The sequence below is a fragment of the Vibrio vulnificus NBRC 15645 = ATCC 27562 genome (genome assembly GCF_002224265.1).
Lineage (GTDB): Bacteria > Pseudomonadota > Gammaproteobacteria > Enterobacterales > Vibrionaceae > Vibrio > Vibrio vulnificus.
The window spans coordinates 2,510,455-2,523,928 of sequence record NZ_CP012881.1 but is presented as its reverse complement, the minus strand read 5'-3'; the positions used below and the strand labels follow the sequence as shown (position 1 = coordinate 2,523,928).

At 41.9% G+C, this 13,474-nt stretch carries 9 protein-coding genes; 2 read left to right on the top strand and 7 right to left on the bottom strand.

The window, feature by feature from the left end:
- Nucleotides 1-147: 147 nt before the first annotated feature.
- The 5 genes from AOT11_RS11750 to AOT11_RS11730 all read right to left on the bottom strand — a co-directional run bounded on the left by AOT11_RS11750 (nucleotide 148) and on the right by AOT11_RS11730 (nucleotide 6,374).
- Nucleotides 148-1,632: an AGE family epimerase/isomerase gene (locus AOT11_RS11750; protein WP_017422042.1), complete on the bottom strand. Its 1,485-nt coding sequence runs from the start codon at nucleotides 1,630-1,632 to the stop codon at nucleotides 148-150.
- Between the two features lie 159 nt (nucleotides 1,633-1,791).
- Complete coding sequence (locus AOT11_RS11745) at nucleotides 1,792-3,663, bottom strand: methyl-accepting chemotaxis protein (RefSeq protein ID WP_017422043.1); 1,872 nt, start codon at nucleotides 3,661-3,663, stop codon at nucleotides 1,792-1,794.
- Nucleotides 3,664-3,882: 219 nt separating this feature from the next.
- A complete protein-coding gene (locus tag AOT11_RS11740; protein ID WP_011079944.1) occupies nucleotides 3,883-4,347 on the bottom strand; it encodes a DUF2846 domain-containing protein in 465 nt (154 codons plus the stop codon).
- Nucleotides 4,348-4,548: 201 nt separating this feature from the next.
- Nucleotides 4,549-5,601, bottom strand: coding sequence for a GGDEF domain-containing protein (locus tag AOT11_RS11735; protein ID WP_017422044.1), 1,053 nt, complete (start codon nucleotides 5,599-5,601; stop codon nucleotides 4,549-4,551).
- A gap of 137 nt (nucleotides 5,602-5,738) precedes the next feature.
- Entirely contained in the window at nucleotides 5,739-6,374 is a 636-nt protein-coding gene (locus AOT11_RS11730) for a magnesium transporter (protein ID WP_017422045.1), read from the bottom strand.
- Between the two features lie 816 nt (nucleotides 6,375-7,190).
- On the opposite strand from AOT11_RS11730, the gene AOT11_RS11725 reads away from it, so the two are divergent.
- Nucleotides 7,191-8,516: a tyrosine-type recombinase/integrase gene (locus AOT11_RS11725; protein WP_017422046.1), complete on the top strand. Its 1,326-nt coding sequence runs from the start codon at nucleotides 7,191-7,193 to the stop codon at nucleotides 8,514-8,516.
- 193 nt (nucleotides 8,517-8,709) lie between these two features.
- On the opposite strand, the gene AOT11_RS11720 is transcribed toward AOT11_RS11725, so the two are convergent.
- On the bottom strand, nucleotides 8,710-10,038 hold the full coding sequence (locus AOT11_RS11720) for a type II toxin-antitoxin system HipA family toxin (RefSeq protein ID WP_017422047.1): 1,329 nt from the start codon (nucleotides 10,036-10,038) through the stop codon (nucleotides 8,710-8,712).
- Nucleotides 10,032-10,271 (bottom strand): helix-turn-helix domain-containing protein, encoded by a 240-nt coding sequence (locus AOT11_RS11715; RefSeq protein ID WP_017422048.1) that lies wholly within the window; start codon nucleotides 10,269-10,271, stop codon nucleotides 10,032-10,034. Before AOT11_RS11715 ends, AOT11_RS11720 begins: the two co-directional genes overlap by 7 nt.
- A 655-nt stretch (nucleotides 10,272-10,926) precedes the next feature.
- Between AOT11_RS11715 and AOT11_RS11710 the strand changes: the two genes are divergently transcribed.
- Nucleotides 10,927-12,735, top strand: a complete 1,809-nt coding sequence (locus tag AOT11_RS11710) for a hypothetical protein (RefSeq protein WP_017422049.1) — start codon at nucleotides 10,927-10,929, stop codon at nucleotides 12,733-12,735.
- Nucleotides 12,736-13,474 lie beyond the last annotated feature (739 nt).

Sequence of the window (13,474 nt, the reverse complement as noted above, 5' to 3'; positions counted from 1 at the left end):
CGAGATTATAAGCCCGATACGCCTGTTCGCCTAAGAATGATAGCCGCGAAAAACGTAAACTAAGTTTCGCGGTTTAATCAGGCAAAAAAGAGATGTAGCGCAAAGACGGGAAGAGAAAAGGCTTAGCTGTTGCTAAGCCTAAACAGATTACGGTCGAACGTTGCTAAACGTGACTTTGATTTGCGGCGCCGCGCTATTGGATGATATCGATTCAACGCTGACGGCATCTCCTGAAAAATAGTAAGGGTTCAAGTTGTCAGCCCTTTGCGCTGACATCGCGTAATACAAAATGGCGGGCTGTTTTGCTAAAGCTTGGCTTGCAACGTACCCAACGAGTGCATGTTCAAATTGATGATAAGCATTGCCCCAATGAAACGCTTTGGTACTTTGCGGATCTAGCCCAACGCCACCGTGTTTTGGATCCACCCAAATTTGCAGGTAACTCGGTAAGGTGTAATACAACACTGGCTTTGGCTTACCCTCCAGCATCGACACCGTGAGCGCAGCTTGATCTAACTCTGCCCATTCCCACGAGGAGATGCCATTACTGTCAGGTCGGCCACGCCAAGTAGAGATGTCATGCCCTTGCCAACGCGCTTTCAAATCATCCGGAATCCAGGCTGCAATATCAGGCCAATAAGGAACGTACTCCGCGCGTTGCAAGGTCACTTGCATACCTTGTTTACCGAACGCCTGCCAATCAGATCGGTTCAATTTTTCACCAGCCAGATACGTCATCCAATACGCTTTAATGGTGTGACCGAAGTCATTGTGTTTCGCCTCTTGCATCATCATCGCTTTGTGATGAATCGCCCCATAAAAACGTTGTTCCTCTTTGGAGTGGTACTGGTTAACCATAATCTCGGTTAACCAAGAAAGATCCTTCAACCAGCGCGTTTTGTGCGGCTCTGGCAGTAAAGGGGCCACCAACAATAAGTAGCCATTAATTTGGTCAAGCTGCGCCACCAACTCGCGTTGTTTGGCACTTTGCTCATCACCATCGGCCAGCACCCAAGCGAGACCTTGCCCATCTGACAATCGGTATTGGTCAAAAATAAACCGCTGCTGCTCTACCAATACGGCTTGCAATTCTTCATCGCGGGTTAGGTAATAAAGCATCGCCAAACCCACCAAAGCATACGCTTGATCTTGCGATGTACGTTGCTGCCACGCCAAACCTGGTTTGCCTTGCTCTGTATAGCTGACAAAACCACCATGCTCTTGGTCTCGCAGATGGCGAATCAGATAGTCAGCCCCTTGCTTGGCCAGTTTTAGCGCTTCAGTATCGCCCGTAAGATGGTACAGCACGCTATAACCATAGATCTGTCGCGATTTCATTCGCGTGTAGTCCCTCGTAAAGTAGGGAGAAATCCAACTTCGATCTAACTCCGGACAAACACTGTCCCGCTTTAATACCGAGCCATCATCACAGCGAAAGGTTGGGAAATTGCCCACAGGTACACCCTGCGCGCTTTCCATCATCCAATAAGGCGCGAGCCCCTGCGCGGCATGCGTTAGCCATTCCTCACCACTGGGCAAAGAAAGAGGCTGAGAATCAGCGTAAACACTTGATGTATTCACCACAAGGCAAAGCGCAAAAGAAACTTTAGACAACACTTTGTTTTTAATCATTTTTATTACTCAACAACTGAACGAGAGCTGACTATAGCCAAGACCACCTGCACATATCATTGCCGTTGTCACACTCTGGCATGCTCAGTAAATACAAGACAAAAAAAGCCCAGCCGCTATGGGCTGGGCATATCTTCAAAAGAGTGATTCAGAATGACATCAAACTATAAACTTATTCAACAGGGCATCTTGCTGGCGCACGTACACCGTTTGCTGCGCCATGGCGTCGTTCGATTGAGCCGCCAACTGAGACACTTCGGTTGAAAGATCTTTGATTCTCACCGTATTGCTGTTGATCTCTTCCGCAACAAGGCTTTGCTCTTCTGCGGCAGAGGCAATTTGCAGGTTCATATCAGTAATGCGTTGCATGATCTCTCGGATCTCTTGTAAGGCTTGATCTGCTTGCTGTGCGTGCGTCACTGCCACATCCGTGGTGGCTTTACTCTCGCCCATCACAGAAGAGACTGAACTCGCCCCTGCTTGCAACTGCTCAATCATGCTGCGAATTTGCGTAGTGGATTCTTGCGTGCGTGACGCCAACGTACGAACTTCATCAGCCACCACCGCAAAACCGCGTCCCGACTCACCTGCACGTGCAGCTTCAATCGCAGCGTTTAGGGCTAAGAGGTTCGTTTGCTCGGCAATTTCATTAATCACTTTCAAGATGGTTTCGATATTGGTGGTCGCGCTTTCTAAGCCCTGCACTTCCTCTACCGCTTGATCGATTCGCAGTGACAGTTGGCTAATGGCATTGGTCGTATCACTGACCACTGTCGACCCGGCCGACGTCACTTGATCTGCTTCTTTCACGGCATGCGCCGCGCTTTGTGCATTGTTTGCCACTTCAAGCGCCGTGACCGACATCTCATGCATGGCTGTCGCCAGTTGTTCAAGTTCTTGAAGCTGACTACCAACCGCGGAAGAAGCTCGCTCAGCCCCCATCACCGACATTTCGGTTCCATTGAGAATCTCGGCACTGATCGCTTTCGATTGAATCACCTGCTGCTGAAGATTTTCAGTAAAGCGGTTAAAACCACGCGCCATTTCCGCAAATTCTGGATCAGTATTGGTATCAAGGCGCTTAGTTAAATCGCCATTGCCACTGGCAATATCCTGAATGGCGGCGTTCAACGCTCCCAAAGGACGCATTAACGCTTTCATTAACACAGAAAGAGCCAGAACACTCAGCACCACTGCGATTACCACATAGATCAAAGAGCTGCTGCGCATTTCGCTGATCGCTGAATAAACCGTCGACTCATCGAGCACAGCGCCAACAAACCAACCTTCGCTGCCAACCTTAGTTAAACGCACGAGATAGGACACGCCTTCTTTTTCAAAGCGTTGCTCTCCTTCTTGAATACGAACCTGAGGAAGATAACTGGATACATTCTCACCATTTTTGTTGACATCTGGGTGCGCAATAGTGGTGCCGTCTGGGGTAACAATAAAGAGATAGCCCGCATCAAACAAATTGGTTTGATTGACTAATTTTGCTAAGCCACCTAAATCCACGTCGTAAAACAAGCTACCAATGAACTGCCCCTGAGATCGCACTGGGGCACCGATAGAAATCACCACTTGTTTTGTGGTTGAGTCCACATAGGGCTCTGTGACGACTAAACGATTTTGTGCTTTTGCCTGTTGATACCAAGGGCGAGTTCTTGGGTCATAGCTGGATTCCACTTCCCATGCGTCGTCATTTTCAACCACCAAACCGTCACGCTCGTAGCCAAGCCCCACGGCGATAAAACCTTGTTTTACCACGGAGGTTTCAAGCACATCCGCCACATAGCCTTGATCAAGTGGCGAAAGCTCAATAATTTCTTGCGTAGATTTTGCCAAAGCGCGTTTACTTTCCATCTGCGCACTAACGGCATCTCGCACCCCTTGCTCCAGCTCCATCAGGCTGCTTTCAACCAATTTTTCGACTTTGTCTTTGACCAATAGCGATTGTTGAATGGACAGCAATACGATACTGATAAGCAACAACACAGAAGAAGCCAGTATGACTTTTTGACTAAACTTCATAACTTACCCCATATAACAGACACTTAGAAAACCTTGTTATCGGCACCAAATGCAAAAGATTTAATAACCAGACATAAAAAACAGTAGGAATAACAAACAAAAGCGACGGAATGCGACAGAAATAACCTCTTCGCCTATAAACTCTGAACCTATGGCCTCTTTATCGTAGATAGAAAAAACCCAAGCACAAAGCTTGGGTCTGTAGACGAGAGCGTCGAATTACTTGGCTGAGCAGTTGCCCTTGATCGCCATTTTTGTTTTGTAAACGTCAGATTTACCCGTTGACTCATCGACAACCACTAAATCCGCACCGCCAACAAATGCCCCCATTTTGATGTATTGCTGAACAAAATAGAGACGTCCTTGCTCAGTAAACAAGGTGACTTCATTTGGAGAAAATTCAGATTCGGTACTGACAATGTGCTCTTTATCGCCATCCACTTCGTGGTAGAAGAAAACACCCGGTGCCGTTTCACCAATGCATTCACCATCAATATGCACATCTTTTTTCAGTGCACCACCAATGCCAGATTCTGGACGATATACATAAACGCCCGCTTTCCCTTCGGTTGGCGCTTCAAACTGTTTCGCTTGATCGGAGAGTTCAGAATCAACCATAGGTACTGACGCACAACCAGAAAGTACTGCTAGTACCGCTGAACATAAAATGATTTTAGTTTTCATAAAGTTACTCTAGCCAAATAAAGCTGGAGAATAGCTTATGCAATCAATCCATAACAATTTCATATTTTATAAATGAGACGCATCGCAATTATTTATAAAATAATCGACTAAAAAAACAACAAACAACCCAAATTTGTTCAACAAAAATATTGGAGAACAAGATAAATCACTACGCCATTCGCTAAAAATTAGCGCAATACACTAACTAACTCTGGCAATCACATCGTAAACAAAGCTGTTTTTCCCTGCTTTTTTGGCTCGATAGAGTGCTTCATCCGCTTGACGAAACGCCTTGCGATAATGTTTAGGCTGATGCGGCGCCCCGCCACAACTGAAGGTGATCGGGCTACGTAAACCAAACTCAAACGTCGCGATCTCTTGCTGCAGACGGAAAATCTTGTCCTCTATGACGTCAATCTCTTGCAGATAAAAAGCCATGAGAAACTCCTCTCCTCCCCAGCGACAAGCCACGCCATTGCCACCAACACAGCTTTCAATTTTCTGCGCCACAATCTGCAACACCTTGTCACCAACATCGTGCCCATAGCGATCGTTGATTTTCTTAAAATCGTCGATATCGAGAATCACAATCCAATGCACTTGGTTTGAGTTGATGAGAAACTCTTCAATATACAAACGGTTAGGTAGTTGAGTGAGTGCATCCGTTACTGAGAGCTGCTGCAGTTTTGCATTGGACTCTTTGAGCAACGCCATGGTTTGCCTGCGGCCAGAATCGTAAAAGTAGGCGATAGCAAACAAAGTAAAATAGATGACCGTTAAGTGGATAAAGCTGATGTTGTCGAAAGGCACTGCAGTCCAGTTCGGCATTTGGCTAAAACAGATCCAAGCGATGACAGCAAAATTGAGTACGCTAAACGTCGCCCCTAAGCGATAACCGACAACAAAAATGGAGATCACCGGAATGCTTAAAGTAAATGCGAGGGCAAATTCCTCATTTCCCGTATCAGCGATATAAAGCAAGCTGATCACCATCATCACAACCACCGCAATGATGCACGCTAGACGGGAACGCCGATTATCTTTAAGCAAATAGAAGCCAACCAAACAGCCCAACACACCTAGGCCATCGAGCAAAATCATCGGAGGAAAAGGGACAATAAAAATGTTGTAGTAGAGAAAAAACGAAAATATCGCCGTTAAAAAAGAGAGTGCAATAAAAACAAATGAGCTCTCCCTAAAATCTTCATGCCAGCGGCTTAGATTAAGCCACTTCTCAATTACTCGAATGATCACGCGTACGTCCAGGTTGTTACATCAAGCTAAAGTAGTTAAGCCAATAATCTACTCAACTTGATGCAACATTCCTATTAACCGTGCAAAATTTGTCGAAAATTCAGAAAAAACTCAATCGTTGCACTGGTGTTTGGTCGTTAACCCGCAGCAGGCAAATCCAACAACATGCTTGCCACAGAGAAATAGATCATCACCCCAATCGCATCTGCAATGGTCGTGATTAATGGGGCACTCGCAGAGGCTGGATCAAATCGAAGTTTGCTGAGCAGAAACGGCAGCAACATGCCCACCACGGAACCAACAATCACCACAATCTGCATGGTGATCGCCACCACAAGCGCGATGTGATACCCCCCTCTCACAAAACCCAGCAGTGACACCGCACCAGCCATAGTGATACCAAGAAGAGCGGCAATGCAAAGCTCTTTACTGAGCATTTTCGCCCAATCTTTCGCCATCACTTCTCCTGTTGCTAGCGCGCGTACCATTAAAGTGGCCGATTGCGAACCCGCATTACCGCCACTGTCGATAAGCAAGGGTAAGAAAAACACGAGTGCCACATGGCTTTGGATGATCTCTTCAAAATAAGCAATCCCAGCGCCTGAAAAAACGTTGCCGAAAACCAGCAGCACCAACCAGAAAACGCGTTTGCGATACATCATCGAAATAGACGCATCTTTCAAGTTAGTGTGAGTATCGATGTGCACAGCGTGGCCGCCACCAACGTTTTGTGCGTTCGCGTTATCGATTTTTTGTGTCTGTAATAGAGTCATGGTTATCTCTCCTGAGTGTCGCTCAGGACAAAGAAACCCACGCAGTCACCTCCGCCCTTTCATCGGACGAAAAGTTGTACGCATGACATGTCGTCGCTTATTGTTCTAGACGCGACAAAGCATCTAAGGAAAATCAATAAACATATCGTTCCCGCGGCAAACGGCCGAAGGCATATATCAATAGAGAGATGGTATTAACGAGGAAAAGCAGTATTCGCTTATGCCAATGGGTATCGACTACCCAGCACAAGCTAACAGTGTAGATTGGCAGGCTAGCAGAAAACCGTTGGCATTTTCGAAGGCTCGAAAAAACCATTTTGTGATATTCGACTACTCGACGAGTCCATAGGTTTCTGTTGTACCTCAATAAATGAAAAGGAAACGATGAGTGCTGCCCATCGCGCTTTAAAAACGAGCGGCATGCTATTTTTTGGACGCAGCAAAGTCAAGATGAGCAGGCCGCTTTGACACCATCGTGACATTGCTAACAAAGCCCGGACAATCCAAATAAAGGGAAAGATGACCAAAACGAAAAAGCCCCAGCACCATGAGATGCTGAGGCCTTAGAATAAATGGCACGCCCTGTAGGATTCGAACCTACGACCACATCCTTAGAAGTGATGTGGTTTTATGGTTTCAAACGATAACACAAGATTAACCAACAAAATAAAATCAATCACTTACAGCAAACCCAGATAGTAATCATACTACTTAAGATTACATACAACTACACTAAATCACTTCCTTACTTGACTAGTTACTTGACTAACTTTACTGTTAGTCAAGTTGCGCTAGTTCGTGAGTTGAGGTGATGAAATGTTAACTGTAAAAGAGATAAAGGGATTACAGCCGAAGAAAAGTCCATATTACGTGTGGGACAAAACAGGAGAACGAGGAAAAGGTCGGCTCGGAGTTCAAGTCATGCCCTCAGGTTCAATCAACTTCAAATTCCGCTACTTCAAAGGCCCTAATAATGCTCAGTTTATACCTCTCGGGAAATTTCCAGGTATGACCCTTTCCCAAGCTCGTGACCTTTGCAAAGAATATAGTGACCTATTATCTCAAGGAATCGATCCAAAAACCGAACGAAAGAAACAAGCCGAAGAAAAAGCCAAGGAAGAGCGTGAACAAAAAGAATTAGGAACGTTTGAGCAACTCATCAATTTTCATACGCAGCACAAAAAAGATAAAGGTAACCGCTCATATCAAGACGAATATCAAAAAATCGTTGCCAACGTATTCCCTTATGTCGACATAAATAAAAAAGCTAAGGACTTTGAAGCCGAAGATTTTCTCGACGCTTTAGCAATCCCTATAGACCAAGGTTACGATTCGAAAAGCAACAAAATCCGTTCAATTCTTCATGCTGCTTTTAACTTTGCTTTGGAGTATGACAATGACCCCAAATATCGCAATCGAGGCGCAAAATTCGGAATAAAAAGCAACCCTATATCTAATATCCCAACACAATTCGAAAAAGTCGGAAACCATTACCTGTCATGGAAAGAAGTAATTCACCTTCTTTATGACATGGAACATCGGTATGACGATTTAAACCTCGCATATCAAACTAGGCAGGTATTAAGGCTTTGTTTCTATCTCGGAGGACAGCGCCCACACGAAGTAGTAACGATTAAGTGGGCGAATATCAATTTTGCTCAAAGAACAGTTCTAATCACTGAAGCTTTCCAAAAAACTAAGAAGAACCACATGGTTCCACTCACTGAATCTGCGATCAAAATACTAGAAGAAATTAGAGAACAAACAAGCAGTACTAATAGCCCATTTGTTTTCTATAAGAAAACAAATACTGATGAACATATGCCAACTAACACAATTGCTCAAGCGCTAATTACGTACAAAAAAGTGACAAAAGTGAGGTCGTTTGTCGCTAGAGACTTTCGTAGAACGGTAAAGACTTTAGGTGGCGAAATCAAAATCTCAAAAGAGTATCGTGACCGTATACAGGGACATGCCATTAATGATGTGTCAGGCAGACACTACGACATGTACGAATACATCGATGAAAAGCGTTCAGGGCTAGAGAAATGGGAAGAGGCGCTCAATTCACGCCTTGAGGATTATAAGCTCATATACTTTGAGAAAGAGCTTCCTTGGAAGAAGGAGAACCTAACCTCCTAATACAACTAATTTTATCTACGAAACCGCCAAAAAAGACTCGATAGCTCAGCCACTGTACCAAGCCTTTGCCCTTTTCGAATTACAGGCGTGGCTGACAACTAACAAAGCGAGCGGTAGCTTGACCATCCCCAAAAATATCAAAACAGTCGTGCAATAACTTGCACGACTGTGAGGCTTTTCTTTAAATACTGATTTATTTTTTTGTCAATTGAATCTTCTTGACGGTCTTTAAGACACCGTTAAATATCTTATCTCTTACGCTTTCATTGATATCAGTTGGTAGCGAGTTTCCGACAGAATCAATCACCGCCCTTGCCGTCGATTCGAACTCATCAAGCAATAAGCGAACCTTTTCTCGCCTAATGTTCGGGACGTTCATAGTGTGAAAGGTATCTTCGAAATGGCGCGGTTGAAGTTGGTGCCACTTCCATTTTCGACCACTAGTACCACGTAAGCTCATTGCCATCTTGATCTTACGCTCACTCAAACCACGCCCACCTGCCAGTGGATGTGCCGAAATAATGTCATACAGTGGTGCAAGCTGATATCGACCAGATGCGGCTATACTTACAGAGAAATTCTTTCCATGCCCGTCAATGGCAGCTAGTAGCCAAAACAATATCTGAGAACGTGCAAAAGTAACGGTATCGTTGATTTCGTATGAGTATCGCAAAATATCAATAGATTCTTCTATGCCGATACCACCGTCAATTTCATATTTTCTAGCTGAGGGAATCCCTTTTGCCTGGCAAAAATCCTCATGGGGCAAGCGCAAGTAATAGCTGTTATCAGAAGATAATTTTCGGTCAAATCGCTCAACAGACAAGGCACGAACATCACCAGCACGAATAATGTCACAGTTTGCCGTTTGAATGCCGAACGCCTTTGCTAGCCTCATACAAATCAACTCATTATCTACACTAGCAGACAAATCAATAACATTGTTCTGAGAAACAATTTCACCTATTGGCAGCTTGATAATATGCGTAGTTGGAGTCATTCCCTGTGGTAGCATCCATCTTCCATCGTGAAACAGTAAGGCTGTCTTTTCCTGCGCTCCCGCTATCGAAATCCTAAAATCATCTTCCTCTTTCAGCATCCCCAGAGGAGCGCCCTCCATATATCCCTTTAGGATTCTAACCAATTCCTTATCGGATAACGCCTTTGCGGTTATAACTCGATGATCGTCTACATCAAAGCCTTCTGGAACTAGCGTGATAGCACCTACAGCATCTCGACCAACCTTAGCTAGTAGGTCAAATGGCTGTTTAGTATCTGCTTTATAGCGAGCGGCTATTCTATCTCGTATCTGCTGATTATCTGGCAGTAAGTTATCAAAGAAGTTAATAACCTCACTGCCAGTATACGCACCCTTCCTGAGAGGCATAGAAAGCGAGATAGGGCGACTATTTGGTGCTGAAATCCAGCCCGAATCGTAAGTGAAAACATGTGCGCCGTTTGTGCGCTTTTCAAGTACCCCAACCTTCAAGCCATTCATGTAAGCATGAAGTCGACTCACCATTCGTCAACAGCCCCTTTAGTTTCAGTAATGTGCTTGCCTTTAGGCACAATATGCATTTCTAGCCCATTGATAGACAGGAGCTTGAATAATGTGTCTATCGTAGATTTTTCAGGATTGCTTTCAAAATTTGATACCGTTGCTTGCCGCAGACCAAGATCTGTTTGCTTTAGGCCGTTGTCCTTTCGGGCTTCGCGTAACGCATTGCCGAGGGCTGTCGGTGTGTTAACTAGCATTATGATACCCTTAGTTAGATATGGAGATAGCGTGCATTATATACCCCATAAAGTATATTTCGCAAATATACCCTACGAAGTATATTAAAGCAATATACTTCACAGAGTATATTTGACATTTATACTCTAAGCAGTATATTAGCAGAAGTTAGTCAGAAATCTGTCCAGAGCACATATCATCCAAGAGTTTTAAGTAAAACGACTTAGTGAAATAGACCAGTCGTAAATAGCTCAACTACATTGTTTGCGATATCTGGTGTAATGCTAAAACTCAAGAGCGCACTATCGTTCGCAACTCAGAAGAGATCCTTCTTAGTTGCCTAAATCACCTTTGCCCCAAACTTTCTTAGGACTACATTGGTACACCGTTAGTATGGCTGCAAAACACTCTGAGCCAATCCTCTTGAAATAAACTAGCGTGCTTGAGCATACCTATTGCATAGACTCATAGTTTTCATGTTGCATTCGCACTATATGCATTAGTGAGAATATGTATTAATAATCGGTTTAACACGTAATGTTAGATTTTTCAGTGAATAATTTTCTCTAAATCACAATGATTTAGTTGTAACTGATTGATAAAAATGCAAAATGGCGAGCATAGAAATGAAGCTATTGGGCTAGTCGCCCGAGTATTAAATTTTTGAGGTTTATATTGAAAGTCCTAAAACAAGAAGCATGGGATAAACTACCTTTCCCTGATTGGAGAGCAAGGTTTTTTCTTGAGTGTTTTTCTGAATCTCTATCAGTGGAAACACCACATTTTCATCAAGCCAAGATGATGGGTGTACTTGACTTAGCAAAAGAAGTATTAGAAAACATTAAAGTTTATGAGGAAAATGACAAGGGCAAAGGGTATTTAACTTCATCATTAAAAGAACTTAAGTTAGCTCTTGAGCGAGACGTTGTATCCAAAAGTATTTTTGGTGATATTTTAGATGTTTTCGATGATTGTGCCAAAAACTTTAGTTCTGATAAATTTTCTAGATCGCTTATTATTCAATTAAGTATTCTATGTAAAAGAATTATTGAACAGCATGATTTGTACTTTGATACGATTAAGGCACTCTTAATTGAATCTATTTGTGATAATCGTGATATAAGTGAAAAGGGAAGAATTACAGAAGAAATATACTCATTAACAAGAGCATATGTTACATTTCTTTTGAGTTCTGGGTACTCTCCAACATATTTATTTAATAAGACACAAGTGCTTACTAGAGTGTCCAATTATAATAACAGAATATATAAAGACCAAGTTGATTTTTTCTTTAACTCTTTGGACTGTAAGGTTAGACCGTTTAAGGTATTTTTTGGCATTAAAACCAATAAAAAAGAAACCATTAAGAAATACACTCCAGTTAAAGGGGTTAAGATATTAGATAGTATTCCTGATAAGCACTATACAATATCGACAAAGACGTTTTCAAAATTCTCCCCTGATTTTTATTTTCAAATATCGATTGAGACTTTAGATTATGTTGGTGCATCGCTATTAGCTAATGAAAAAATAGAATCCGAAATTGATCTTTTAAAAACATTACTATCTAAGACTAACTTATCAATCCACGATAATTGCTATGTTGATTATAAAGCTAAAGGGCATACTTACCAACGTGATGTTAATGTCAAGTTGTTAAACAGCTTATTAACTTACGATTTGAGGAATAGTCAATTTAATCAGTATGTTAACTATGATTTTAGAAGCCGATTTGAAATTTCTTCTCAGAAAAAAATTGAGGGTGTTCTTAAAAACTTAAGACAGGTTAAGGAATCCGCACGTTTAGAGCAGAAATTGTTAAGTTTATGGATTGGCCTTGAGTCACTATCTTATTCAGGGGATGAGAAAAGTATAATAGCCTCCGTAATTAACTTCTTGCCAAAATTATATGCAATACAATCAATAAGGCAACGTGTAGAATATGTTCTTATACTGCTGGAGAGTTATCACGTTAGCATTCCAGATACGGTTAAAAAACGTCATAATATTAATGATGATATTTTTTCTAGGAAAATTTCATTGGATGACTTCTACAAAATAGTAACTTGCGAGTCAAGTGCTAAAGAGGTATGTGCATCAATCATTAGTTTAGATTTTTTATATTTTAGGTTTTTCGCTCTTTATAACATTGTTTCCAATAAGAAGGAGATAAGAAAGAGAATTAGTTATACCCGAGAGGATATCGAGAAACAATTATACAGAATATATCAAAAGAGAAATAATATAGTACATGTTGGGTTTTCTGATAGTTTAAGTCACTATGCAATAAACCACCTGTCGGATTACGTAAATACTCTTCTCTTAATTGTGCTTGACACAGTGAAAGGTGCAAATTATTTATCTAACTTAACCTTGGACGACGTAATTCTTTCGAATCAATTAGTTGTTGATAATAAAATAAAATCTATTGATAAGAATCCATTTGATAAAATTGGCGACTTAGAGTTTTCTGTGATTATTTAATATGACAAATAATCAAGATTTCAAGGTGCCTTTCAACCTTTTTTAAACGATTTAGAGCAAGAGGCCAATCACATTCTGTCCAAACACGAGTTTGGATTAACTGACTAAGTAGAGCACTGGTCACTCTTAATAGAAAAGCTACAGAGCTAAGCTCTGTAGCCTAGCTAACTCTGCACCAATAGATAGGTCACTCTGAACAGGTGGGGAAATAGGCACTACAGAGCTTCTAGTGAGATCAATACAAAATTAATCGTTATCAGTATTATCAAGAACACTGTTCTCGTAAATTTATAAATAAAATCGCCATTAATTTTTTGTTTTTTGTTTTTTGTTTTTTGTTTTTTTAATATGAAAAAACAAGTTATGTTTGAACACTGTTCTGAAAATTTTCAGTCCTAAACTTACCTATTTACATCCCTAAAATAATACTAGTCACCCTTATGGATAAGGCTTTCTGGAAAAATAAATTGCTTTAGTTATCCCTAAAAATCCGATGAAGAACAAAGCGGATTTTTTTAATGCACGAAAAACCGCTTTACGTGCAAACCCCAATGCACGAAAGTTCACTTTACGTGCGAAGAAATAAAAAATGTCACACGAAGCACTAAAACTGCCGTTTGCGACACAGCAATTGCGCTCTGCGACAACGAAAAAAAAATCAACAAGAGCAAGTTTTGCTCATTTGTTTTTAATTTTTCGGTCTTGCTCCTTATATTAAAGCTATAACCGTTATAATAGT

Coding starts and splice junctions, on each gene's coding strand:
- AOT11_RS11750 (WP_017422042.1), bottom strand. CDS start 1,632: ATGATTAAAAACAAAGTGTTGTCTAAAGTTTCTTTTGCGCTTTGCCTT.
- AOT11_RS11745 (WP_017422043.1), bottom strand. CDS start 3,663: ATGAAGTTTAGTCAAAAAGTCATACTGGCTTCTTCTGTGTTGTTGCTT.
- AOT11_RS11740 (WP_011079944.1), bottom strand. CDS start 4,347: ATGAAAACTAAAATCATTTTATGTTCAGCGGTACTAGCAGTACTTTCT.
- AOT11_RS11730 (WP_017422045.1), bottom strand. CDS start 6,374: ATGACTCTATTACAGACACAAAAAATCGATAACGCGAACGCACAAAAC.
- AOT11_RS11725 (WP_017422046.1), top strand. CDS start 7,191: ATGTTAACTGTAAAAGAGATAAAGGGATTACAGCCGAAGAAAAGTCCA.
- AOT11_RS11720 (WP_017422047.1), bottom strand. CDS start 10,038: ATGGTGAGTCGACTTCATGCTTACATGAATGGCTTGAAGGTTGGGGTA.
- AOT11_RS11715 (WP_017422048.1), bottom strand. CDS start 10,271: ATGCTAGTTAACACACCGACAGCCCTCGGCAATGCGTTACGCGAAGCC.